Source organism: Nocardia sichangensis (assembly GCF_047200615.1).
Taxonomy (GTDB): Bacteria; Actinomycetota; Actinomycetes; order Mycobacteriales; family Mycobacteriaceae; genus Nocardia; species Nocardia sichangensis.
The window spans coordinates 40,247-63,094 of record NZ_JBJZOK010000004.1 but is presented as its reverse complement, the minus strand read 5'-3'; the positions used below and the strand labels follow the sequence as shown (position 1 = coordinate 63,094).

Genomic DNA, 22,848 nt, shown 5'->3' with positions numbered 1-22,848 from the left:
TGGATGACAATGCATCCGACTGGTTGAACCAGTCACCCGAACCGGTAACCTGTTCGCATGGCCCGCAGCACGGATCCGACGCCCGAAGGCCCGGCCCGCCGTCCGCGCCGCGCCCCCAGCGCGGACGAGCGCCGCCGCGACGCGGAGCGCTCCCGTCAGGCTCTGCTGGATGCGGCCCTGGATGAGTTCTCCGCAAAGGGCTTCGACGGTGCGCGGGTCCAGGACATCGCCGCTCGCGCGGGGGTGAACAAACAGCTCATCGCCTACTACTTCGGCGGCAAGGAAAACCTCTATCAAGAGATTCAACGGCACTGGCCGGAGGCCGAGGCCGAGCGTGCCGATCCGGCACTTCCCCTCGATGAGACCGCCGCCCGCTACCTCACCGCCGCGCTGGCGGACCCACGCCCGGCCCGCCTGGTCATCTGGCGCGGGTTGACCGGGGGCGGCACCGAATCCGACTACATCGACGACGCCACGGTCATCGACACCGATCTGGCCAACCTCCGCCGAGCAAAGGAGCGCGGCCAGATAGCCCCGGAGCTGGATCCCGCGTTCGTCCGCATGGCCGTCATGAGCATGGTTTTGGCGCCCCTGATGCTCCCCGAGGCCGCCCTGCGAGCCACCGGAAAGACTCCCGGCTCACCGGAATTCGAGGAGTACTATCGCACTCAACTCCGCGCCCTTATCCGCCGCCTCGGCACGGCCGAATCACCGGAAGGGGCCTGATCCGGGCTCTTCCTGGGCGCGGCGACGCTCGGGAATATCTCGGTATCGGTGTTTCCGGCGGTTTCTCGCAGTCGGTGTGCGCGTTAGGCCAGAGGTCGGCGGAAGTGATTACGAACGCGTTGACCGCGGATGAGCATATGAGACATATATCCCGTTGCCCGGCGCGGCATTCTTATGCCCCGCGCTCATGGAGTTGGCCCGCTGCCGACGCTGTGACCTGGCGTGGAATGTCCGGCGATGGCAGAACGAGCGCATGACTTCACCGGTGCATGGTGTCCGCTCGACTTTCCATTGCGCGAAGCGGCATTTTATGTCCTCTCCGGCAGGCCAATACCGTCGGATTCATGGATTGGAGTTTTCAGTCGGCGGAAGAACTCGCGGCCGCCTTGCATGCCGGTGAAGTGACATCGGTGGAACTGACCGACGAGGCGATCGCGCGTATCGAGCGCGACGACAAGGCGATCAACGCGATCTGCGTACCGGATTTCGATAATGCGCGGGCCGCCGCACGCGCTGCCGACCAGGCGCGCGCCCGCGGCGAGGATCGGCCGCTGCTCGGTATTCCGGTGACGGTCAAGGAGTCCTACGACATCGCCGGACTGCCCACGACCTGGGGCATGCCGCAGTACAAGGATTATGTGCCTGCCGAGGACGCGGTACAGGTGTCGCGGCTGAAGGCCGCCGGCGCGGTGCTGCTCGGAAAGACCAATGTGCCGTTGACGCTGCGAGATATCCAAAGCTTCAACGAGATCTACGGAACCACCAACAACCCGTGGGACCACAGCCGCACCTCGGGTGGGTCGTCCGGCGGTTCCGCGGCGGCCCTGGCGTCCGGATTCGGCGCGCTGTCCATCGGCTCCGACCTCGCCGGTTCGCTGCGCACCCCCGCGCATTTCTGCGGCATCTACGCGCACAAGCCGACACTCGGACTGGTGGCGTCCCGCGGTATGGTCGCACCGCCGGCGCCGGCATTGCCGGTCGATCTCGACCTCGCTGTTGTCGGTCCGATGGCGCGCACCGCCCGCGACCTCACGCTCCTGCTCGACGTGATGGCCGGACCGGACCCGCTGACCTACGGCGTCGCCTACGACGTCGCACTGCCGCCCGCGCGCCACGAACGGCTGGCCGACTTCCGTGTCCTGATCATCGAGGAACATCCGCTCATTCCGACCGGATCGGCGGTGCGGGCGGGCGTGAACCGGGTCGCCGAGGCCCTCGTCGACGAGGGCGCCCGCGTCGAACGGCACAGCCCGCTGCTGCCTGATCCGATCGAAGCGGCGACGCTCTATATGCAGCTGATGCTGTCGAACGCCGCCGCGGGTCTTCCCCTAGACGTGTACCGACAGCTGCGGACCCAAGCCGCCGCACTGAGCGCGGACGACCGGAGCCTCGATGCGGCGCGGCTGCGCGGCATGGTGCTCAGCCACCGCGACTGGGTCGAGGCGAACAACCGTCGCGAACTCCACCGCCACGGCTGGCGGCAACTGTTCGCCGAGTTCGATGCCGTGGTGTGCCCCATCACGCCTACTCCCGCGTTCCCGCACGACCACGACGGAGGTCTGGAGGACCGGCACATCGACATCGACAGCGTCGAGTACCCGTACTTCGACCAGCTCGTCTGGGCCGGTATGGCCACCATGCCCGGCCTGCCCGCCACCGCCATACCCGCGGGCCGCTCACCCGAGGGCCTGCCGGTGGGAGTGCAGCTCATCGGTCCGATGTTCGAGGACCGCACCCCGCTGCGGCTGGCCGAACTGCTCGAGCAGAAGATCGGCGGCTTCCAGGCACCGAAGTGAGGTGCACTACCGGGTGCCGGTCGAGCGGATGACGAACAAACAGTGTGAGGCGAAACCAAGTACGGGGGTTCGCACTTTCGACTCCTCGGGCCATCCGGTTCACACCGGCATGGCCCCCGCGCGTCCCGCGCGAGACATAGTGAATCAGCGGGTATAGGAAACTTCGCGCGGGCCGGTCGAGTTCGTACTCCGGATTCCCGGCCGGGTGAACCGCGACGGATCAGAGCGGCCCGGGCTGAGGAGAGTGGCGGGTGGGCTCTTCTGCCCGAGATTGCGTAGCTGCCCAGCTGGCGAGGAGTTTGGGCCGGTCTTCGGGTGCGGTGGCCGGGTTCGGCGGTGTACGTGATCAGGTTCGAACAAGGGGCGCTGACCGGCAGGTACAGCCCGGCCCACCCGTTGCCGGAGGGCAGCAGCCGGGCGGCCGTGTACAACGGCATCCTCCCCCAGCTGCAGTCGCTGACGGACCGGATGGGGGCGATCGGCGAGGACCGAGGCGCGTCCGCCGCCGACGTCGCCACCGCCTGGGCCATCGCCAAGGGGACCACCCCGATCATCGGGGTCACGAAGGCGGATTACATCGACGGGTTGGTCCGAGCTCACGGCATCGAACTCGCCGACGAGGATATCGCGGAGCCGGAGGCGCTGGCGGACGCTGCGGACGTCGACACGCGCGGCAGCTGGGAACACGGCATGTAGGGCGGTGCGAAGCCGACTCCGAGATAATCTCGCATCACACCCAGATGGTTGCGAGCCAAACGGTCACGACGGCCATGAGAAGAAGGGTGATGTTGAGGGCGACTTTGTGGTCTACGCCGGTCAGATGGACGGGGATAGCACCGAGTTGCAGGAGTACGAACCCGATGGCCGCGGCGACCGCGAGCCCAGGCGTCAGGCCGGTCAGAGGTGGAAGGATCAGCCCGAGTGCGCCGAGTACTTCGAGTGCGCCGACGGTCCGGATCACGGACAGTGGTATGCGGTCCACCCAGGACATCATGGGCCGGAGTTGATCCCGGCTTCGGGTGATCTTCAGTCCGCCTGCGTAGAGGTAGAAGAGGGCGAGCAGACCGGCAGTGATCCAGAATGCGATGTTCACGATTCCATCCAGAGGTGTCATGTGCGGGCCGAGGCGAAAGCGCCCCGGCCCGCTGGGGTTCAGGCGAAGTCGGTGGCGGGCTCGGTGGCGTAGTGGCTCATCACCTCGATGTTCACCTGCGGTGTCAGTCCCCGGCTGTCGGCGACCATGTCCTGGAGGTCGCGGAAGTACTGCACGTACAGGTCGGGGGTGAAGGTGCTGAGCATGACGGCTGGTCGATCGGTGATGTTGGCGAAGGTGTGCGGGGTGCCGGGTGGGACCATCACGAGCGTGCCCGCTGTCACGTCGTAGTCGGTGTGGCCGACGGTGAACCGCAGCATGCCGGAGATGATGTAGAACCCTTCGTCGTGCTGGGCGTGCCGGTGCTGCGGTGGTCCGGGTGTGCGTGGGGGAATGATGGATTCGGCGAGACCGAGGCGGTGCGCGGTGTTGCTGCCGTCCTCGAGGACGCGCATTCGCGTGGCGCCCAGGATGATCAGCTCTCCCTCGCCCGGGCCCACCACCGAAACGGTTGTGCCGGAGTTGTTTTTGTCGTCTGACATGTTTCGATTGCACCGCCGAGTTGTCGTGGGCGTCCAAGACCTGTTCTGCGATGCCGATACCGGACGGGTATCGTGCCAGCGTGGAGCTGCGTATGCTGCGCTACTTCGTAGCTGTTGCCGAGGAACGCCATTTCGGTCGCGCCGCCGCCCGGCTGCACATGAGCCAGCCGCCCCTGAGCCGCGCCATCCGGCAATTGGAGTCGGAAGTCGGTGCGCCCCTGTTCGACAGGTCGCCCACGGGCATCGGCCTCACCCGGGTCGGGATGGTGCTGCTCGACGAGGCGCGCGCCCTGCTCGATCAGGCCGAGCGCGCCACCGTGCGGGTCGCCGCCGCGGCCGGAACCGCGAATCTCACCGTCGGCATCCTGGGCGACGGCACCGACCCCGGTGTCACCAGGCTTGCCGCGGCCTACCGCCACAAGCATCCCGAGGTCGACATCCGCATCCGCGACACCGATCTCACCGACCCCACCTGCGGACTGCGGGCGGGCCTGGTCGACGTCGCAGTGACCCGGGCCCCGTTCGACGACACCGCCCTGACCGTGCATGAACTGCGTGCCGACCCGGTCGGGGCCGTCTTGCGCGCCGACGATCCACTGGCCCGCCGCGACCACCTGACGCTGGCCGACTTGGCCGGCCGCCGCTGGTTCCAGTTCCCCGACGGCACCGATCCCACCTGGCAGACCTATTGGAACGGGGGCCGGACACGCGAAGGTCCGGTAGTGCGGGTCGTTCAGGAATGTGTGCAGGCCGTGCTCTGGAACGGCACCGTCGGCATATCCCCGCTCGGGCACAGTGTGCCAGAGGGACTGGGCACGGTCCCACTGATCGACATGGCACCGAGCAGAGTGGTGGTTGCCTGGAATGAAGGTGACGCCAACCCCCTGATCCGATCGTTCGTGCAGATAGCCACGATCGCATACCTCGATCCCCCGCCTCGGCAGTGAAGGCGACCCGGTCCACGAGCCGGATGGAAAGCTCGGCGCGAGACGCACTCAATCGGCTACTCGAGCGGATGTCCTGCGCCACAGCCGATCACCGAGTCAATCGATCGACCGGCGGCATCTCAGTGCGTTCGACGGGGTGCGCCGTCGTTTTCCGAACTCGGGCGTAAAGACTCACCCGTGGGATCAGGGGACTTGTCAATACGGCGCGCACCCAGCCCAGGCAATCTGGGACGCTGTCCTGGCGCGGCCGCGCCGCGCAGCCTATAACCGGCCGAATGTTGCAGAACGTGGCGCATCGAATGTGAGAAGCACCGCGACGAAATTGCCCTGGCCTCGCAGGTGTCGCACCGGAATACGCCGGCCGACTCGGATTGTCGCCGCCGACGCGGTGTATCGGTGACGATCTCGTGGTCGCCGCTTCGCCTCTTGGCAGATGACAGCTGTGAATCCTTTCGGGCCCCCGGCATCTCCTATGCGCGGGGACGACCATTCAGACCCGAAGAGGCAGTGGACGTGTGTCCGAACAGCACGCCTACGCCCATCACAGCACATCCACTCAGTCCATCCCGCAACGGCGAGGAGCCCGCATGTCCGCCCACCATCCACTGCAGCCAACTCCGGCAACACCCGGCAGCGGGCCGATGCCCCACCGTGGGCGACCCGTCTCGCGATGCTCGGTGCCCGTCTCGGCCGTCGTGGCCGCACTGGCAACCAGCATGCTGCTGGTCGCGCCCACCGCCGCTGACGCCGCCCCTACGGCCCGCCCGCCTGCCCATACCGACATCGAGTCGACAACGGCCGATCACTTCGACCGGTCGCCGTCGCTGACGGCACCCACGCACGTCGTCACCGTCGCGGGGCTGCCGATCGCCTACCGCAGCTTCGGACATGGACCGACCTTGTTGCTGACCCCATGTCTCGGACTCAGCATGGACGACTGGGATCCGGCACTGCTCGACCGCCTCGCCATGACCAATCACGTCGTCATCTTCGACTCCGACGGCGTGGGACGAACCCCGGCCGGCTCTTCGGCCATCTCGACTGTCCCTCAGCTCTCCGATCAGGCTTCAGCCCTGATCCAGGCGCTCCACCTGGGCCGCCCCACCGTGGTGGGCTTCTCCCTCGGCGGATTCGTCGCGCAACGCATGGCCGTGGACCATCCCGATGACGTCGGCGCCCTGGTCCTGATGGGAACCGGCCCCGGCGGAACACAGCAGGTGCTGCCCGATCCGCCCAGTCTGGTCCGAGGCCTGCCCGCGTTCGACCCGCTTGCGCCTGCCGACCAGGTCATTCCACTGTATTTCAGCGGCCACCCCGACGCTCTGTCAGCGTGGCGTCGACGAACAGGCTTGCGCCTCAACAGGATCGGGACGAACCTCACCGGACTCAACCGTCAACGCGCCGCGATGACCGACTGGCTCATCAACCCCACCACCAACGTCATCAGCAGCTTGCCGGCCCTGCAGCTGCCCACCCTCATCTTGGGCGCGGAGAACGACGAGCAAGAACCCGCCGCCAACTCCATCGTGCTACATCGCTACATCAACGGTTCGGAATTGCTGATCTACCCCGGGCTCGGTCACGCGTTCCCCTTCGAAGCACCAGAGCGCGTTGCCGAGGACATCGCTCGGTTCACTCGGTAGCTCGGCGTCGAGGTCCGACGAGGCAGGGAGTCACGGACATTCGGGCACAGTCGACCGAGCAGGACGCGATCGTGATCTTGAAGCCCACTCCCCTACCGATTCAGGCGCATCCTCTCGTCGATCACTGACGGGGCCGAATCCGACGACGACTCGACCGCAACCCTGCAGGACGAACTCGTTCGCACGCACTCGGTGGCCGGGTCGGTTCGGGGAACTGCGACTTTCCCGGCGGGCGAGCGGTGCTCGACCGATCCGAGTGTCACCCCGGCGATGATGATGACCCCACCGAAGACTTGCGCCGGCCGGACCGTCTCCGCATTGATCACCACGGCACCGAGCACACCGAACACCGGCACCAGGTTGAGGATGTTCACCGCGACGCTCGAGGCCATCCGGCGCAGGCCGTAGTTGTAGAGCAGGAAGGCGCCGACGGAACATGCGACGGCCAGATACACGAGCAGCGCCGAGGCCGTGGCGTCGGGTACCCGCCAATGCTTCAACTCCGGTAGCGAGGCGAACAGGAAGCCGGCGGCGCCGGCCATGGTCTGGTAGTAGGTGAGGGTCACCGCGTCCTGCCCGTGCCCCGCATACTTGCCCAGCATGTTGTACCCGGCCCACACCAGTCCGCCGAGCAACAGCAGAATGTCGCCGGACCAGCGACCGCTGCCTCCAACGTCCGCCCCGTTGTGAACGACGAGGAAAGCCCCCAGGGTAGCCAGCAGCACACCGCCGACCCGGAGCGGCGGCATTCTGCTCCGAAAGACCACCAGCTCCGAAAGCATGGTCATCAATGGGTAGGTGGCCACGATCAACGAGGCGTCGGAGGCGGTCGACAGCTCGACGCCGATGTTCTCCAGCACGAAGTAGGCCGTAATGCCCAGCAACCCACTGAGGTAGATCAGCCGCCGCCGACGGGCATCCGGTCTGACGGCCGGGTTGCGGCGCAAGAACATGATGATCCCGAGCAGTACCGCGGCGAGCGTGAAACGGATGGCCCCGATGCTCAGCGGGCCGACGTCCGTCAGCACCAGTTTGGTTACCGCGTACGAGCTGCTCCACAACAGCGCGGCCATTACGACCGAACAGATCGCCAAAACTTCGGCCTGCCGCTCATCCACTTCCCGTGCTCCTTACCGTCCAAAAACTTCTGATCTCTGTTCGTCCGCTTCATCGGAGGCGAATTATGAACGGAGATATGGCAATCAAGGTAGCAATCAGCCGGGCAGCCTGGCAGTATATCCGAATTAGATTCGGAGTTTTACCAGAGAGACGGAATATGGATGAAGTAGATTCGGCGTTACTTCGGCTTTTGCAGTTGGACGGTCGGCGCACCAACCGGGACATGGCCCAGGAGTTGGGCATCGCACCCTCGACCTGCTTGGAGCGGATTCGCTCCCTCCGTGAGCGCGGCGTGCTGCTGGGATACCACGCCGAGGTAGACCTCCCGTCGCTCGGCCGGGGGCTGCAGGCGATCATCGCCGTACGGATACGACCGCCTACACGTGCGGTCATCGAACAGTTCCAAGCCTTCGTAACGCGAATGCCCGAGGTGATCGAAATCTTCACGCTGACAGGCACCGACGACTTCCTCCTTCATGTGGCCGTTCGCGACACCGACCATCTGCACTCGGTGGTCTTGGACAAGCTGACCGAGCGAAAGGAACTCGCAGACGTACGCACCTCAGTGGTCTACGGACACCTACGGAAGAACGTCGTCGAGCCGATTTGAAGCCTCCCGCTCGCCCCTCGCTGGTCGGCGGCGCGGTCGGCTCGGCATCGAGAGCAGACAGCAGAATCTCATCATGGATCGCGCTGCCCGAGCGGCACTGCTGCCCCACTGGGACGAGCAGGCTCGCGCCTCAGGAATCGGGTGATGTCAGCGCAAGTGGTAGATCGCGAGAGCGAGTGGTGCGAGTACTTGCGTATGCGGCGAGTGTGAACATGGCCGTGAGTGCCAACCATCGCGTGGCGACGGCGCCAACTGTGGACAACAGATAGCCCGCCCCGAGCGCGCCGAGCGCGACCGCGCCGTCGCAGAACAGTGCCATCGTCGCGACCGCGCGACCGAGGGTCTGTTCGGGGATCACATCGAGCCGGGATATCGTCAACGCGACGTTGCTGACGACCCCCACGCCGCCGATGCCACACCAACACGCGGCCAGCACAAACGGATCGGCGCTGAGCGCCATTGGAACGAGCAGCGCCGTCCATGCCCACAGCGCGCCCCGATAGACATTCCGAGGAGGGAAGCGAGTGGTGAGCCGTGCCGCCGCGGCGGCGCCCAGTACTCCGCCGACGCCCGCGGCGCCGAGCACCACGCCGACGGTCCACGCGGGACCGCCGCCGTTCTTCAGTTCCACCAATATCAGCAGCAAGACGAGCTGAATGACGATATTCGACAGTCCGATCATCGCCGTCGACGTCCGCAGGAAAGGTTCGGCCCAAACGACACGGAAGCCGTCGGCGATCGTACGCCGGACCGAATGACGATCGGGCTCGGCGGCTTTCTGCGGTGCTGTCGAGTCCGGACGGATCAGCAACAGTGCGACGAGGCAGTAGAGATACGACACGGCGTCGGCGATGAACGGCAGCCAGCGGGCCACGCCGTAGACCGCCGCACCTGCTGCTCGTCCGACCAGGATGGCGATCGGTTGCTCGGCCTCGAGGAACGAGAACGCGGCGGGTCGCTGTGCGTGTGACACCACGTCGCGGATCGCGCCCAGCTCACTGAGGCCGACGAAGACGTAGACACTGCCCTCGATGAACGCCGTGACACCGACTATCAGCGCGAGGCTCGAGAGCTCGGCAGCGACCGCCCCGGCAGCCAGGCAGGCCGCGATCAACCCGGTGATCTGGCATATCACCAGGGTCCGGATCCGGTTGGAATAGTCCGCGACGATGCCTGCAGGGATCTGGAAGATCAGACTCGGCAGGTTCAACGCGAAACCGACCCATCCCGCCGCGGCGGGCGAGCCGGTCACCGCGAGAACCAGCATCGGATAGGCGATTCGGACGCCGTGGAAGCCCACCAGCGATGTCGCGTTTCCGGACCACAGCAGCAGGAAGTTCCGGTTGGCGTGGATTCCCGATCTACCCATGAGTGCGCGGATACCTCGACAACCACCGCACCAGCTCGACGATCTCGACACCTTCGGCATCCGCCAGCAGTACCTGGCACAGGTGGGCGGCGACCTCGGCCCTGTCATCGAGAACGCTGAAGTCATCGTCCGGGTGGAGCTTCGGCAACGCCAGCGCCAAGCCCGCCCACAACTGTGGCCGGAGCGGGTCGACGCGCAGTTCCTCGGTGTACAGCGCGACCGCCGCAGCCATGTCACCCGCCAGATAGGCCCGGTCGCCGCGCGGCTGCTCGGGGATCGACAGAGCTTCGGCCGCGGCGTGGTCCAGCAGCTTCAGCTGCGCTGGAAGGTGCAGGCGGCGATGATCGTTCGGCACGGTGCTCTGGTCCACCTGATCCGCGGGCGGCAGGCCGTCGGGCCGTGGCGCCCGCGCGATCCAGCGCACGGCCAGCTCGGCGATGCCGGCGACGTCCGGTGTCAGGTTCCGCACCTGCCAAAACGTCCGATGCGCTATCGCCACCTCGGACGCGGCGACCCTGACCGCCGTGGGCACGTCCTCCTCTCCCCACGGGCGCATTTCAGCGCTGAGCGCGTTCAGGAATTGCGAACCCGCCTCCGTGAGCAGACTCGAGGTCGATGCCTGCGCCACGGCACCTTCCACCTGTAGACGCCACAATTCGAAATCGACATTCGCTTCCATCGATCGGTGGCAGTCGGCGTGACGATGTATTCGCCAGAAGTCGGTGACTCCGAAGAATGCGTAGATCCCGTGCAGCAGGCCCATGATCGGACGTGGGTCGTCGCGCCACGGCGCGTAGAAGCGGCACACCGAGTCGGGATCGAACAGCACGATCTGATCGGTCAGCAGCGTGAACTTCGTGTGCTGGACCTCATGGATCAGCGTGAGCGCCAGCTGGCATGGGTCCGCGGGGGCCGTGGTGTAGACGCAGCCGACTCCGTTGAATGCGGTGTGGCTCGTGCTCGCCGCGAGTGGTTGTGCACTCAGCGGCGCCAAAGACTGCAAGCAACTGCGCATCGGCACGAGGTACCGGTCGAAGTCTCGGCGCAGTAGTTCCCAGGCCGCCGCGAAATCCTGTTGCCATGTGCCGGCTTGGGCGGTCGTGAGCCGTGGTGGCTGCTGCCCGTCCAGCAAGTATCGGAACGGGTCCAGGTCGTCGAGGAACACCTCCCGTTCCGCATCCGCCCCCCGCAATCGCCGCAGCGGCAGCCAGGCGGGATCGGACTCGTCATCCTGGGACGGGACCAGAACTGTGCTGGTTCCCCGGGTGAAGCGCAGCGCGCCGTCCCGTGTCCAGTGCAGTTCGCAGTGCCCGTTGTCCTCGGCAGGGCCGAGCTCGGCCCTGCCGATCCCGGGCAACATCACCACGCCGTTCCGCACTACGAGGTTGATGGAACCTTCGGGCAAACAGGCGATGGCGCCTGCCGCGGCGAGCCAGCCCAGGTAGCCACAGTCGGCCCACAGTGGGGTCGGCGCGTCGTCGGGCTCGGCATGGAGGCGCTGCAGGACCTGGGCGAGCCACGGGCCGACATGCGGGTACGACAACAGCGTAGCGACCTCGGCCGGATGGGATCGTTGCAATTCGGCCAGCGTCTGGTAGGCAAGGGAAAGTCCTGCGGCGTCGGCAATTTCCGGCCGCGACGTGGTTTCGGCGATGAGAGTGCGCAGCAGGATCAGCCGCATCAACAGCGCGCCTTCGGTCAGCGTCGCGATAGCAGGCTCGGTTCCGTATCCGGAACTCGAGCTGGCCGTGACATCGTCGATCCCGGTGACTGTCGTTGGCATATGGGTGTCCCGTCGCTAGGTGTCGATGGCAGAGTCGAAGTCCGTACCGACACGAGATCACGGCAAATCGAATGGGCGTGAGTCCAGCGAATTCCGATGTCGGATGTCCGCCGAGCAGAAGATCGATGATGTCACCGAAGAATCGCACGCCGGTTTCCAAGGTAGCCGGGTCGCATCCAATCCCGCCGCGGACCAGAAGGGTTGCTCCCGGAAATGTCCTATCGATACAGGCAACGGCGCCATCTCTTGCTCCGTCCACCTGCGTGAACGACCACGGGTAGTATTGCACCAGACCACCCGTGGTCAATTTCTATATCGCGGGACTACTTACCATCAACTGCGCCGCTCCTGTCGGGCGGGTTCGGCAAGATGCTCCACGAGATACCTCCTTCTTTCACTCCCGTGTACGGACAGTGAAATTGCCGATCGCGCAGTCGGATAATCGACCGTTCTGGGAGATTACCTTCGCTGGACGACATGCCATCGGCCCCGTTGGCTGAAGTCTATTGCAAGACAATGGGATTCCTGACAATCGAAACTCCCATGGTTGGGAATCGGGAGTATCCGGAGAGCATCGGCGAACGCGGCACGGCAGCGAGTGCCCTGATCCAAGGGAAGGGATCCGGCTGCGGCACGGTGACCGGTGCGATCAAGGATATGGGTGGGGTCTACCAGGACATTCGCACGAGCAGTTGGTCGCGGCATAGACGCCCGCATATGGCGGACCCGAACCGGGCGTGGCGAAGGCGCTGGACATCGCGGCGAGTGCGACCGTGACGGCCAAGGTCGCGGAGTTGGCAGACCTTGCCCGCCATGGCAGCGAGTTACGTCACTGTGACGGCCGCGTCGGTTGCTATTTCGGTGTTATCGGCGACTTTCGGAGCCGCCTTGGCCACGGTGACACGAAAGTTGTGCAGCGCCATGGAGCAGACCGCGACCTTCGAGGTGGAACCGGCGGATTCGGTTGCGCGAGATGATCGGCGGCGCACTCGCGGTCTTGGCCCCACAGAATTGACGGCTACCCATCAACCTGCACACCGTGCCGCTGCGCGGGCATTCGGCAGGAATTGCCGCCAGTTGGCGAATTGTCCGTAATGGGCGGTATGCGACTTTCTGTCGAACTGGGCCGGTTCACGCTTGCACGCATCTTTGCAGCGAAGCGGGTTCGAGTTGAAAGCGACATCAAGAGCTGACCCAACGGCCCCCCTGCAAATCTGAGCTCCATACGACCTCGCACTCGCCCATCACCGTGAATAGCTGTTGCGCGAGTGCGAGATGTCCTTCCCAACAACGGGGACAGGCGTGAGCGATCGTACGTTCCACGCGATTAAGATCACTCTCGGGACGACAATCGTCACCCATTGGTAGATATCCCGTTCACTTGTCGGCATTGTCGAGCCGATCAATTCTTGCAACGCCTGGCATTTGCTGCGCCGTTACGGGAATACAGAAAAGGAGGTCCCGTAAATGGGAAGACTCGATGAACTCGCGGCACTCAACACGGAAGAGCTGGCCACCCACTGCACTCCGGCCATGCGAGCCGCCCTCGAGCGCTACGCCAAGGGTTCGCAGGACAGGGCCCCCGGCGGATTCAAGTCGTTCATCAACCCCACCAAGTGATCACGCGGCCACGGGCGACTCGGTAGCAGCGCGCCCGTGGCCGTTCCCGCAGCTCGAGGGAGCGAATATGGAGTCCGGCCCGGTGCCGTTGGGCGTACCCGTGGTGCAAACGTCCTGGCCCGCAATCGGATTGGATGTCGAAGGACTGCGCCGCCGTGGCTGGGAGCCGCTGCCGTTCACGGAATTCGTTGTCAAGATCCACAGCCGTTGCAACCTGGCCTGCGACTACTGCTACGTCTACGAGATGGCCGATCAGAGCTGGCGCGATCAACCGAAGACCATGAGCCGCAGGGTTTTCGACGAGGCCCTTCAGATGATCGCCGATCATGCTCGCCGCTTCCAGCTGCCCGCGGTGGATCTTGTGTTCCACGGTGGCGAACCGCTGCTGGTCGGACATCGCGATCTCGAATACTTCGCCCGGTCGGCGCGCGAATCACTGGAGCCGATCACCGAGGTGCGGCTGGGCGTGCAGACCAATGGCGTGCTGCTCGACCTGGAGTTCTTGCGCATCTGCGCGCGCTGGAATGTTCGCGTAGGAGTCAGCCTCGACGGCGACGAGAGCGGTAACGACAGGCATCGCCGGGATCGGCGGGGCGCCGGGAGCTACACGCGCGTCGCGGCCGGGATCACGCAACTGACTGCGGACGAGAACCGGCACCTGTTCGCCGGCCTGCTCTGCACCATCGATGTGGCCAACGACCCGGTGCGGACCTACGAAGCGTTGCTGGCCTGTCGACCCCCGGCGGTCGATTTTCTGCTTCCGCACGGCACTTGGACGACGCCACCACCGGCGCGGACCGCCGACCACACCGCTACCCCCTACGCCGACTGGCTCATTTCGGTGTTCGATCGCTGGTTCCGGGCTCCGGAGCTGGAGACCCGGGTCAGGATCTTCGACGACATCATCGACCTGCTGCTGGGCGGCTCCGTGACCTCCGAATTACTCGGGCTGGCCCCCATACAGCTGGCCGTGATCGAAACCGACGGCACTCTGGAGCAGGTCGACGAGTTGAAGTCGGCCTTCGCTGGGGCCACCAAGTTGCGCACCGCGAACGTGGGCAATCCGCTCGACCTCGCACTGCTGGAACCCGCGATCGTCGCTCGTCAGATCGGCGCGGATGCCCTGAGTGAAACTTGCCGGGCATGTTCGATCCACAGCGTCTGCGGCGGCGGGCACTACGTGCACCGGTATCGCGCCGATAACGGCTTCCGCAATCCCTCCGTGTATTGCGCGGACCTGACGAAGCTGATCCACCACATCGGAGCGCGGGTCCGCACCGACCTCGCCGCCGCCGCAGATCACTGACGACAGGAGTGCAACCATGTCCGCCCCGACCATCGGTATCGACCATGCAGCGGCCGAGCTGTTCACCGGTTACGGCACGGAGGCAGCCGTCGTCCGGATGACTTCGGACATGCTGACCATACGACTCGTACTACTACGCGCGCTCATCACCGAAGTCACCGCTCACCACCCGGAAATCGACGACGCCGCCGGCCTTTCCGATGCCTATCGGGTCCTCACCGAGCTGGAGGAGTCACATCCTGGCGCGGTCGAGGCACTGCTGGCCTACCCGCACACCGGGGTGTGGCTCGGCCGCGTGCTCCAGCGCTTGCGCAACGGCTCGGACGATCGGGAACCAACTCCGTTGTGGGCCGACTGCGGCTACCTCGGCTGGTTGGCGGCGGCCGCCGTGGTCACCAATCTGCCCAGCGGGTCGATGCGGGTTGTCGTACGCAACGGCGAAGTCATGCTGCCCGGGGTCGGGATGGCGCGGGTTGGATCCGCGGGCGACTACGGCCACTGCATGCTGAACTGGGGGGATGGCGCGATACGCATCGTCGCTGACGGCAGCGCCCCGATCTCGGTGGCGTCGCCTGCGGACGAGTCCGACCCGGCGTGGCTGCCGCTGCGGCGGTTGCACGGCGGAAACGGCGAACCGGAGGTCGTCCTCGATGATCTCGACCCGTTCCGCGACCTGCCCTCGGGTACGGCACCGCGGCTGACGACCGACGAATTCCACACTTGGCGAGAGGATTTCGCGCAGGCCTGGCACGTCCTGCAACGAGACTTCCCCGGCTATCTGACGCCGATGCGTGCCTGCCTGCGGCTACTGACGCCGCTCACCGCGCGACCGGCGGCGGCGACCGTCGGCCACACCGCCTTCAGCGGGACCGGCTGTGTGTACACCACAGCCCCGAAGGACTCCTGCGAAATGGCGGTGTCGCTGATTCACGAAATCCAGCACAGCAAACTCGCCATGCTCGCCGATCAGGTGCTGATCGTGGATCCCGACCCGACGTGTCGCTTCTACGCGCCGTGGCGCGATGATCCACGGCCGATCCTCGGTCTGCTGCACGGGATCTACGCCTTCTTCGGGGTCACCGACTTCTGGCGGGTACACCGGCATGCCGATTGCCACCGATCGACGCGTGCGCACATCGAATTCGAGCGCGGGCGTACACAACTGGCGACCGCGATGGAGGAGGCATCCGGTTCTGGCCTGCTGACCGAGAGTGGAGAGGAGTTCCTGAGCGCGCTGACCGCAGGCGTCCGGCCGTGGGCCGACGAGGACGTGCCGGCGGAGGCTCGCGACGCGGTGGCCGAGATTCTGGTGGCACATCGCACTTCTTGGCAGGTGCGCAATCGTACATCCGACGACGCCGAGCTGGCCGAGCTGGCGGAGCTGTGGGTCGCGCGAGCGGAACCTCCCGCGGAACTGCCGTCCATACGGTACGTGGATCAGGAGACGATCCCGGATCGCCACCGCGATCTGCATATTCCGGTACGGCTGAGGATGCACGACCCGGCCGCCGCTTCGAGCGTCGCGCCCGCGGAACTGCCCCGCGGCACTCGCGCCCACCTGGCCGGCGAGCCTGCCGAGGCCGTCGAGTTGTACGCCCTGGAGCTGCGCGTCGACCCGCTGCTCCCGCAGCTCTGGGCTGGTCTGGCCTCGAGCCTGCCGGAACTGTTTCCCGACAACGACTTCGGCGTTCTCAACGATCGGGCCGAGGTGGCGGCGCGCCTGTACCAGCGGCTGCTGTCCGACGGCACCGAGACCGACGTCGTCGAGCTGGTGCGGTGGTTGTCCGACCGCCCACGCACCGATATCTGAAACCAGGAATCGAGAGCACACAATGGAACCGACATCGGTGGCACTGGGGCTGCCCACAGTGCGGAAGTCATGGCCCGAGACGGGACTCGACGTGGCCGAATTGCAGCGCAACGGATTCGAGCCGCTTCCGTTTACGGAGTTTCTCCTCAAGATTCACAGTCGATGCAATCTGGCGTGCGATTACTGCTACATCTACGAAATGGCCGACCAGAGTTGGCGGGAGCAGCCGAAGGCGATGCGCCGGGAGGTTTTCGACGACGCCCTGCGAACAATCGCCGATCACGTTCGCAGGTTCGGCCCACCCGCGGTGAGTCTCGTCTTCTTCGGCGGCGAACCGCTCATGGCGGGTCATGCCGATCTCGAGTATTTCGCATCGCAGGCGCGGGCGGCGCTGGAGCCGATTACCGCTGTCAACCTCGCTCTGCAGACCAACGGCGTGCTGCTCGACGACGAGTTCCTCAGGATCTGCGACGACTGGGACATCGGCATCACCGTCAGTCTCGACGGCGATGAGCGCAGTCACGACCGCCATCGCCGGGACCGCCGCGGCGCGGGCAGCTACTCCCGGGTCGCTGCCGCCCTCGAGAAATTGACGGTCGGCGATCGGCGGCATCTGCTCAACGGTCTGCTCTGCGTCATCGACCTCGCAAACGACCCCTTGCAGGCCTACGAACGATTACTCGCGTTTCAGCCCCCGAAAGTCAATTTCGAGATTCCACTGGGCAATTGGACGACGCCGCCGCCTGGGTTATCCGCAGATCCCGGAACCACTCCGTATGCGGACTGGCTGATCCCGATCTTCGACCGCTGGTATGGCGCGCCGCAATTGGACACGCGGATCCGAATGTTCGAGAACATCATGGACCTGATACTGGGCGGGACCGTGGAATCAGAGGTATGGGGCCTCGGCCCCACCCGCATAGCGGTGATCGAAACCGACGGAAGTGTAGCGCAGATCGACGACTTGAAGGCGACCTTCTCGGGTGCGACCAAACTGCCTTCCGGCCAACGCAATCCGCTCGACCAGGCGATGCTGGTACCCGAGATCGTGGCGCGCCAGATCGGCGCGGACGCGCTCAGCGACACCTGCCGCGCCTGCTCGATACACACCGTGTGCGGCGGTGGTCACTACGTCACGCGATACCGTGCGGGCGACGGCTTCCGTAATCCCTCGGTGTATTGCGCCGACCTGGCCAAATTGATTCGCCACATCGAATCGCGAATGCGCGCCGACGTCGCCACGGCACTCCACGGGTGACCACTGCCAGGGCGCATGGATCATCGTCGGAGGCTGGGTGCGAGCGTCACGCAGACCTTGCCGAACGTCTGGAAACCGCGCCGGTCACACCCACGGATACGCTCATCCGCTGGGTGCGCGACCACGGTCGACCAGGGCCTGCCGCTTCCAGCGGTACAGGGTGGCCTCGGTGACTCCTGGGGCGCGGGCGAGGTCGGCAACCCGACGACCTTCATCTGTGACACATCGCGATGCGCTGCTCGTGCCCGACGACAGCCAATCCAACGCGTCGGACCACCCGACCCGACCGAGCCGAAGCGCTGGACGGCACCAACCGGGGCTGGGGTTCGCCGGACACGCTGATCGCCGCACTTCACCGCCACCATCCTGGTCACCGACACCCGACCTGAGGTCGTTCCACGTCGCCGGATCGGAGATCGACACATGCAATCCCCGACAGCTGTGAGAACCGATTACAGAGACGCCCTCTCCACCGACAGCGCAAGCGTGGGCACGCATCTGCGTGCCCACGCTGTGCGGTTGGAGCGCAGACCGCGTCAGCCGACCGTGATCTCTTCCTTGACCGCACTCGAAGCGGCGACGGACCCCTTCTTGCGCCCGCCGGGCAGCAGTGCGGCGACGGCGAGGGTGCCGACCGCCAGCACGATCGCCGCGATCAGGCTGGTGTGTGACACGGCGTGGGCGAAGGCGGCATCGGCGGCGGACACCAACTGGGCTGCCTGTTGGTGCATCCCGGCTTCGTCGAGCCGCTGGGCCACAACGAGCGCGCCGCCGATGGAGTCCTGTACCGCGCCGGCGGCTTCCGCGGGCATGCGGCCGGTGACGATCGGTGCGATCTCGTCGCCGTAGGCGGTGCCGAGAAGTGAGCCGAGGATCGCGATGCCGAGCGTGCCGCCCAGTTCCACCGAGGTGTCGTTCACCGCGCCACCCACGCCGAGCAGCCGTTCCGGGAAGGCATCCATGATCGTGTCGGTGGCCGGGGAGACACTCAGTCCGATAGCCAGGCCCATCAGCACCAGTGGCCCGGCGAACGCCGAGTAGCCGGACTCGGCGTCGACCTGGGTCAACGCCGCCAAGGCGAGGATGCCGAGCAGCATGCCCGCCACCACCATCGCCCGAAGCCCGAGGCGCGGCGTCAGCACGCCGGTGATCGCCGAGCCGACGAAGACCGCGCCCGCCAGCGGCAGCAGCCGCACGCCGGTGGCGAGGGCGTCGTATCCGAGCACGAACTGCAGATGCTGCGTGACGTAGTAGATCGCGCCGAATGCGGCCAGGAAGAACAGCAGCACAGCGAGATTCGCACCCGCGAACGCACGATCGCGGAATTTGCGGATATCGAGCATCGGGTTGGGATGCCGCAGTTCCCAGGCGATGAACCCCGCCGCGGCGAAGGCGGCCACCACACCGGCGAGCACCGCGGAGGTGTGCCAGCCGTTGCGCGGACCTTCGATGATCATGTACACCAGCGCCGCGACCGCAACGACCGACAGTGCGCCGCCCATGAGGTCCAATCGCTGTGTCGTGTGCGCCCGCGACGGCGGGACCACTATCAGCGCCGCGACTATCGATATGACCGCGATGGGAACGTTGATCAGGAAGGTCGACGCCCAGCCGTGGTCGGTGAGCAGCCAGCCCGCTACCAACGGACCGACCGCGAGCGCGAGGCCGGTGGTAGCGGTCCAGATCGTGATGGCCACGGCGCGTTCCCGCTTCGGGAAGGTCGCCACGAGCAAAGACAACGTCGCGGGCATGATCATCGCCGCCCCGGTCCCCATGATCGCCCGCGCGGCGATCACCCAGTCGGCGCTGTCGACGGTCGAGCCCAGCACCGCGCCGGCCGCGAAGACGGCCAGACCCAGGATCAGCATGCCGCGGCGGCTGTACTTGTCGCCGATCGCACCCATGAGCAGCATCAAGGCGGCATACGGGATGGTGTAGGCGTCGACGACCCACTGCAGGTCCTGGCTGGACAAACCTAGGTCGAGGGTCATATCGGGAGCGGCCACGATCAGCGACGTATTCGTCATGACGCCGATCAGCACGCTCAGGCACAACACGGCGAGCGCGGCCCAGCGGCGGCTGTATACGGCACCCGGTTCCACCGGTGAGGTGACTAGCAGAGACACATCCGTTCCTCTCACTATCTGCACACCATTGTGCATTTGCACATTGCTGTGCAATGTATAGAATTTGCACAACGATGCGCAACTGTGGAAGGCTTCGACGTGAAGGGACTCACATGACAGCGACCAGGAGCACGACTTCCTCGACGACCCCGGGCACACGAGCGCGGGCCAATCGGAAGCGGATCCTCGATATCGCGGCAGCCGAACTGGCCCGCAATCCCGCGGCGAGCATGGAGGAGATCGCCTCGGCCGCAGGCGTCGTGCGCAGAACTCTCTACGGCCACTTCCCGACCAGGGAGGCACTGATCGACGGCCTCCTCGACCTGGCGTCAGAGGACATCGCACACACGCTGCGCTCGCTCGACCCGGACGAGCCGGTGACGGTGACCTCGGCCCGGTGCACGATCGCCCTCTGGCGGGTCGGCGACAAATACCGCCTGCTGTTCAAGCTGACCGAGACGAACCTGGGCGCGCGGATCGAGGAGCGGCTGGCGCCTGTGCACGAGCACGGCGCGGCCATGCTGCGCCACGGCCAGCAGCTCGGCGTGTACTCCGATCACCTCCCCGCCCAAGCGCTGTCCCGCGCGCTCGCCGGGCTGGTTCTGGCACTGCTCGAGGCGCGCACCGACGGAAGCTGGACCGAGGCCGACCCCGACGTGGCGGCTGCCCGCGCCTGCCTGGTCGCACTCGGCGTGCCACCGGGACAGGCGGGCGAAATCGCCGTCATCGCAGCCGGTTTGGAGAACGCTCACTCGTCATCGGCGCCTGATGTCGCCGATGACGTGCGGTAGAGCATCGACCGACCCCGAAATCACCGCACGGCTGGATCGCGAATCGAACGGGTCGATATCGCCGCCGATGCGCTAGACACCGAGCAAGGTTTCGGCGCAACGAGCGGCATCGGGCACTGATCAGAGTGCGGCGCGAGGCGGTGGAAACCGGTGGCTACTTCGAGGATGACGAAAGCGTGATCGGACGACGCTCGGCGAGCCCTAGACCACAGTTGTATGGATCCACGATGGCGGCGACCTGTGACAACCCCTTCAGTCCGGACATCACCTGCTCGATCTGGCCGGTCACCTGCTGCTCGGTCACCTTGGCCGCGACGTTCAGCTCGCACGTGTCCGCGGAATACTCGGCGCGAACCGCGGGAGCGACGCGCACAGAGCAGGCAGGCTTCCCCGGCAGCTCTGCACGATGCCGTCCGGCCGGACCAGGAGCGCGCTCACGTGGCCGCGGCGAATCCAGCGGCACAGATCCGTATGCGGCTCGGGGCGCAGCACGACACCGCCGCGTTGTTTCACGATCGCCTGATCACCTGGCGATAATTCGGCCGTGGTGATGATGGCGTATCGCCCTATAACGACGTCGTCCACGCGCCGCCCATCGGCCAAGCGGTCGTTCGGGACGAGCCGGCCGGTCAGACCTCTACGCATCCGCGGCGCCTCCACCAGCGAGGAACGGCGGAGGGGCGGGGACTCTCCGCTGGTGACCATGCCGGTGGGGCCGGGCACGACGCGCAGTCGCGGTGCGATGAGGTTACGCAGGCGGTTACCCAGTTCTCCGCCTTCGGTCATCGTCAGGCCGGTGAACTTGGCCAGCCGTATCATGGCCCGTGCGTGTGGTTTTCGTTCGGCTTCGTAGGTATCGAGCACCCCCTCGGACAGCTCACCGCGCAGCACTCCGGCCAACTTCCAGCTGAGGTTGGCGGCATCACGCAAACCCGCACCCATCCCCTGCCCGATGAATGGCGGGGTGAGATGGGCGGCGTCCCCGAGCAGGAACACTCGCCCACTGCGCCACCGGTCGGCGAGCTGAGCACGAAAGGTGTACTCCGCGACCCGCACCAGTTCGGATCGCTCGTAGGCTGCTTCGTCGAGCCACGGGGCGAGCAACGGCCGAAGCTGGAGGAGATCCCGATAGTCGGTCGCGGTCTCAGCCGGGTGCAATCGGAATTCCCACCGGTATCGAGTTCTTCCGACGCGCATGAAGGTGGCCGCTCGCGACGGATCGCAGCTCTGTTGTACGCCCTCCCAATGACCCAGGTCGGCCGTCGTGGCAATGTCGGCCACCAGCCACCGCTGGTCGAATCGCAGATCCTGCATGCGTCCGCCGATCGCACCGCGCACCAGACTGTTCGCCCCGTCGCAACCCAGGACGTACCGCGCTCGAACGGACTCGGCCCTCCCGGTGGTCCTGTCGTCGAAATCCACTTCGACGCAGCCGATTCTCGGACATGCCCGTGCTCGTCGCGACCGGTGACATATCCGGCGAACAGGCTCGGGCCATTGATCATCAGCACACCGATCTGCCCCGCTATGCCGGTCCGGAAGACTTGGCGGTGATCGAATCCGTGCCGCTCGCGGCGCGCGGCTTGCCGGAATCGACCTATGCCCTGCTCGTCCGCGCGGCGACGCTTTGGCCGGAACACAACGCATTCACCGTGCTTCCGGACGCGGCGCGCTGGCGAGAGCCGTTGCGACGCAGCTACGGCGAACTGCTCGCCGACGTCCACCGGTACGCGAACCTGCTGCACGAATTGGGCGTGCGCCGCACCGACGCGGTCGCGCTCATCGCTCCCAATTGCGCGCAGTTGATACCGGCCACCCTCGCCGCGCAGGTGGCGGGTATCGCCGCGCCGATCAATGGCGGCCTGTCGCATGAGCAAGTATCTGAAGGATGGCGACACCGTCGAGGCCGTGATCGGCACCGACGATGGAGCGATCGACCTGGGCCGCCAGCGCACGGTCGTGAGGTACGCCCGATGACCGACAATTCGACCCTCGAGACCTCCGCCGAGGAACTTCTCTGGGCTGGACGAGGACGCGGTGATGTTCGCGGCGCTTCCGCTGTTTCACGTCAACGCGTTGGTCGTAACCCTGCTCGCACCGCTGTTCCGCGGCCAGTCCGTAGTGTGGACGGGTCCACTCGGATACCGGGACTTCGCCCTCTATGCGGAGTTCTGGAATAACGTGGCGCACTACCGGATTGCCGCGATGAGCGCGGTACCGACGGTGTACGCGGTGTTGGCACAGTGCCCGGTCGACTATTGGCGTGACCCCGACGGCTTCAGGCTCTATCCGCGCGCTTCTGCAACGCC

The 22,848-nt window shown here is 65.9% G+C and carries 20 protein-coding genes and 1 pseudogene; 12 read left to right on the top strand and 9 right to left on the bottom strand.

Features of this window, described 5'->3' with window-relative positions; genetic code table 11:
* Positions 1–57 precede the first annotated feature (57 nt).
* The 3 genes from ACL03I_RS06770 to ACL03I_RS06760 all read left to right on the top strand — a co-directional run bounded on the left by ACL03I_RS06770 (position 58) and on the right by ACL03I_RS06760 (position 3,218).
* Complete coding sequence (locus tag ACL03I_RS06770) at positions 58–726, top strand: TetR/AcrR family transcriptional regulator (RefSeq protein WP_379253465.1); 669 nt, start codon at positions 58–60, stop codon at positions 724–726.
* A gap of 269 nt (positions 727–995) precedes the next feature.
* Entirely contained in the window at positions 996–2,522 is a 1,527-nt protein-coding gene (locus tag ACL03I_RS06765; protein ID WP_412805409.1) for an amidase, read from the top strand.
* A 336-nt stretch (positions 2,523–2,858) separates the two neighbouring features.
* Positions 2,859–3,218: an aldo/keto reductase gene (locus ACL03I_RS06760; protein WP_412805408.1), complete on the top strand. Its 360-nt coding sequence runs from the start codon at positions 2,859–2,861 to the stop codon at positions 3,216–3,218.
* Positions 3,219–3,252: 34 nt separating this feature from the next.
* Here the strand turns inward: ACL03I_RS06760 and ACL03I_RS06755 are convergent, their stop codons facing one another.
* Both ACL03I_RS06755 and ACL03I_RS06750 read right to left on the bottom strand, forming a co-directional pair.
* Entirely contained in the window at positions 3,253–3,615 is a 363-nt protein-coding gene (locus ACL03I_RS06755) for a DoxX family protein (RefSeq protein ID WP_355074320.1), read from the bottom strand.
* Between the two features lie 59 nt (positions 3,616–3,674).
* The gene (locus ACL03I_RS06750; protein ID WP_412805407.1) at positions 3,675–4,157 is read right to left on the bottom strand and encodes a cupin domain-containing protein; all 483 of its coding nucleotides are present in this window, start codon (positions 4,155–4,157) and stop codon (positions 3,675–3,677) included.
* 80 nt (positions 4,158–4,237) lie between these two features.
* Here ACL03I_RS06750 and ACL03I_RS06745 point away from each other — a divergent pair, with 80 nt between their 5' ends.
* Both ACL03I_RS06745 and ACL03I_RS06740 read left to right on the top strand, forming a co-directional pair.
* Positions 4,238–5,104 (top strand): LysR family transcriptional regulator, encoded by an 867-nt coding sequence (locus tag ACL03I_RS06745; protein WP_412805406.1) that lies wholly within the window; start codon positions 4,238–4,240, stop codon positions 5,102–5,104.
* A 677-nt stretch (positions 5,105–5,781) separates the two neighbouring features.
* Positions 5,782–6,747, top strand: a complete 966-nt coding sequence (locus ACL03I_RS06740; RefSeq protein ID WP_412805405.1) for an alpha/beta fold hydrolase — start codon at positions 5,782–5,784, stop codon at positions 6,745–6,747.
* A gap of 92 nt (positions 6,748–6,839) precedes the next feature.
* On the opposite strand, the gene ACL03I_RS06735 is transcribed toward ACL03I_RS06740, so the two are convergent.
* Entirely contained in the window at positions 6,840–7,865 is a 1,026-nt protein-coding gene (locus ACL03I_RS06735) for a DMT family transporter (RefSeq protein ID WP_412805404.1), read from the bottom strand.
* Between the two features lie 158 nt (positions 7,866–8,023).
* Between ACL03I_RS06735 and ACL03I_RS06730 the strand changes: the two genes are divergently transcribed.
* Complete coding sequence (locus tag ACL03I_RS06730; protein ID WP_412805403.1) at positions 8,024–8,476, top strand: Lrp/AsnC family transcriptional regulator; 453 nt, start codon at positions 8,024–8,026, stop codon at positions 8,474–8,476.
* 130 nt (positions 8,477–8,606) lie between these two features.
* On the opposite strand, the gene ACL03I_RS06725 is transcribed toward ACL03I_RS06730, so the two are convergent.
* Entirely contained in the window at positions 8,607–9,845 is a 1,239-nt protein-coding gene (locus ACL03I_RS06725; protein WP_412805402.1) for an MFS transporter, read from the bottom strand.
* The gene (locus tag ACL03I_RS06720) at positions 9,838–11,628 is read right to left on the bottom strand and encodes an HEXXH motif domain-containing protein (RefSeq protein ID WP_412805401.1); all 1,791 of its coding nucleotides are present in this window, start codon (positions 11,626–11,628) and stop codon (positions 9,838–9,840) included. The genes ACL03I_RS06725 and ACL03I_RS06720 overlap by 8 nt, the downstream gene beginning before the upstream one ends.
* Before the next feature lie 1,467 nt (positions 11,629–13,095).
* Between ACL03I_RS06720 and ACL03I_RS06715 the strand changes: the two genes are divergently transcribed.
* The 4 genes from ACL03I_RS06715 (at position 13,096) to ACL03I_RS06700 (ending at position 17,622) form a co-directional block, all read left to right on the top strand.
* A complete protein-coding gene (locus tag ACL03I_RS06715) occupies positions 13,096–13,248 on the top strand; it encodes a hypothetical protein (protein WP_354957206.1) in 153 nt (50 codons plus the stop codon).
* Positions 13,249–13,315: 67 nt separating this feature from the next.
* Positions 13,316–14,554, top strand: coding sequence for an FxsB family cyclophane-forming radical SAM/SPASM peptide maturase (locus ACL03I_RS06710; RefSeq protein ID WP_355074332.1), 1,239 nt, complete (start codon positions 13,316–13,318; stop codon positions 14,552–14,554).
* A 16-nt stretch (positions 14,555–14,570) separates the two neighbouring features.
* The gene (locus ACL03I_RS06705) at positions 14,571–16,364 is read left to right on the top strand and encodes an HEXXH motif domain-containing protein (protein ID WP_412805400.1); all 1,794 of its coding nucleotides are present in this window, start codon (positions 14,571–14,573) and stop codon (positions 16,362–16,364) included.
* Positions 16,365–16,386: 22 nt separating this feature from the next.
* A complete protein-coding gene (locus tag ACL03I_RS06700; protein ID WP_412805399.1) occupies positions 16,387–17,622 on the top strand; it encodes an FxsB family cyclophane-forming radical SAM/SPASM peptide maturase in 1,236 nt (411 codons plus the stop codon).
* 102 nt (positions 17,623–17,724) lie between these two features.
* Here the strand turns inward: ACL03I_RS06700 and ACL03I_RS06695 are convergent, their stop codons facing one another.
* Both ACL03I_RS06695 and ACL03I_RS06690 read right to left on the bottom strand, forming a co-directional pair.
* Complete coding sequence (locus tag ACL03I_RS06695; protein WP_355074448.1) at positions 17,725–18,120, bottom strand: transposase; 396 nt, start codon at positions 18,118–18,120, stop codon at positions 17,725–17,727.
* Positions 18,121–18,158: 38 nt separating this feature from the next.
* Positions 18,159–19,748: an MFS transporter gene (locus ACL03I_RS06690; protein WP_412805398.1), complete on the bottom strand. Its 1,590-nt coding sequence runs from the start codon at positions 19,746–19,748 to the stop codon at positions 18,159–18,161.
* A 113-nt stretch (positions 19,749–19,861) separates the two neighbouring features.
* Here ACL03I_RS06690 and ACL03I_RS06685 point away from each other — a divergent pair, with 113 nt between their 5' ends.
* The gene (locus ACL03I_RS06685) at positions 19,862–20,539 is read left to right on the top strand and encodes a TetR/AcrR family transcriptional regulator (RefSeq protein ID WP_364433841.1); all 678 of its coding nucleotides are present in this window, start codon (positions 19,862–19,864) and stop codon (positions 20,537–20,539) included.
* A 154-nt stretch (positions 20,540–20,693) separates the two neighbouring features.
* Here ACL03I_RS06685 and ACL03I_RS06680 read toward each other — a convergent pair whose 3' ends face one another.
* Together ACL03I_RS06680 and ACL03I_RS06675 are read right to left on the bottom strand one after the other, a co-directional pair.
* On the bottom strand, positions 20,694–20,843 hold the full coding sequence (locus tag ACL03I_RS06680; RefSeq protein WP_355074340.1) for a hypothetical protein: 150 nt from the start codon (positions 20,841–20,843) through the stop codon (positions 20,694–20,696).
* A 14-nt stretch (positions 20,844–20,857) separates the two neighbouring features.
* The gene (locus ACL03I_RS06675; protein WP_412805397.1) at positions 20,858–21,961 is read right to left on the bottom strand and encodes a bifunctional 3-(3-hydroxy-phenyl)propionate/3-hydroxycinnamic acid hydroxylase; all 1,104 of its coding nucleotides are present in this window, start codon (positions 21,959–21,961) and stop codon (positions 20,858–20,860) included.
* Between the two features lie 23 nt (positions 21,962–21,984).
* Here ACL03I_RS06675 and ACL03I_RS06670 point away from each other — a divergent pair.
* A pseudogene (locus tag ACL03I_RS06670) lies at positions 21,985–22,795 on the top strand (AMP-binding protein); the annotation flags it as partial.
* Positions 22,796–22,848 lie beyond the last annotated feature (53 nt).

What these genes read in the sequence shown, in the direction of transcription:
- ACL03I_RS06770 (WP_379253465.1), top strand. Translation starts at nt 58, where the DNA reads ATGGCCCGCAGCACGGATCCGACGCCCGAAGGCCCGGCCCGCCGTCCG.
- ACL03I_RS06765 (WP_412805409.1), top strand. Translation starts at nt 996, where the DNA reads ATGGTGTCCGCTCGACTTTCCATTGCGCGAAGCGGCATTTTATGTCCT.
- ACL03I_RS06750 (WP_412805407.1), bottom strand. Translation starts at nt 4,157, where the DNA reads ATGTCAGACGACAAAAACAACTCCGGCACAACCGTTTCGGTGGTGGGC.
- ACL03I_RS06730 (WP_412805403.1), top strand. Translation starts at nt 8,024, where the DNA reads ATGGATGAAGTAGATTCGGCGTTACTTCGGCTTTTGCAGTTGGACGGT.
- ACL03I_RS06725 (WP_412805402.1), bottom strand. Translation starts at nt 9,845, where the DNA reads ATGGGTAGATCGGGAATCCACGCCAACCGGAACTTCCTGCTGCTGTGG.
- ACL03I_RS06720 (WP_412805401.1), bottom strand. Translation starts at nt 11,628, where the DNA reads ATGCCAACGACAGTCACCGGGATCGACGATGTCACGGCCAGCTCGAGT.
- ACL03I_RS06715 (WP_354957206.1), top strand. Translation starts at nt 13,096, where the DNA reads ATGGGAAGACTCGATGAACTCGCGGCACTCAACACGGAAGAGCTGGCC.
- ACL03I_RS06710 (WP_355074332.1), top strand. Translation starts at nt 13,316, where the DNA reads ATGGAGTCCGGCCCGGTGCCGTTGGGCGTACCCGTGGTGCAAACGTCC.
- ACL03I_RS06705 (WP_412805400.1), top strand. Translation starts at nt 14,571, where the DNA reads ATGTCCGCCCCGACCATCGGTATCGACCATGCAGCGGCCGAGCTGTTC.
- ACL03I_RS06700 (WP_412805399.1), top strand. Translation starts at nt 16,387, where the DNA reads ATGGAACCGACATCGGTGGCACTGGGGCTGCCCACAGTGCGGAAGTCA.
- ACL03I_RS06695 (WP_355074448.1), bottom strand. Translation starts at nt 18,120, where the DNA reads ATGCGTGCCCACGCTTGCGCTGTCGGTGGAGAGGGCGTCTCTGTAATC.
- ACL03I_RS06685 (WP_364433841.1), top strand. Translation starts at nt 19,862, where the DNA reads ATGACAGCGACCAGGAGCACGACTTCCTCGACGACCCCGGGCACACGA.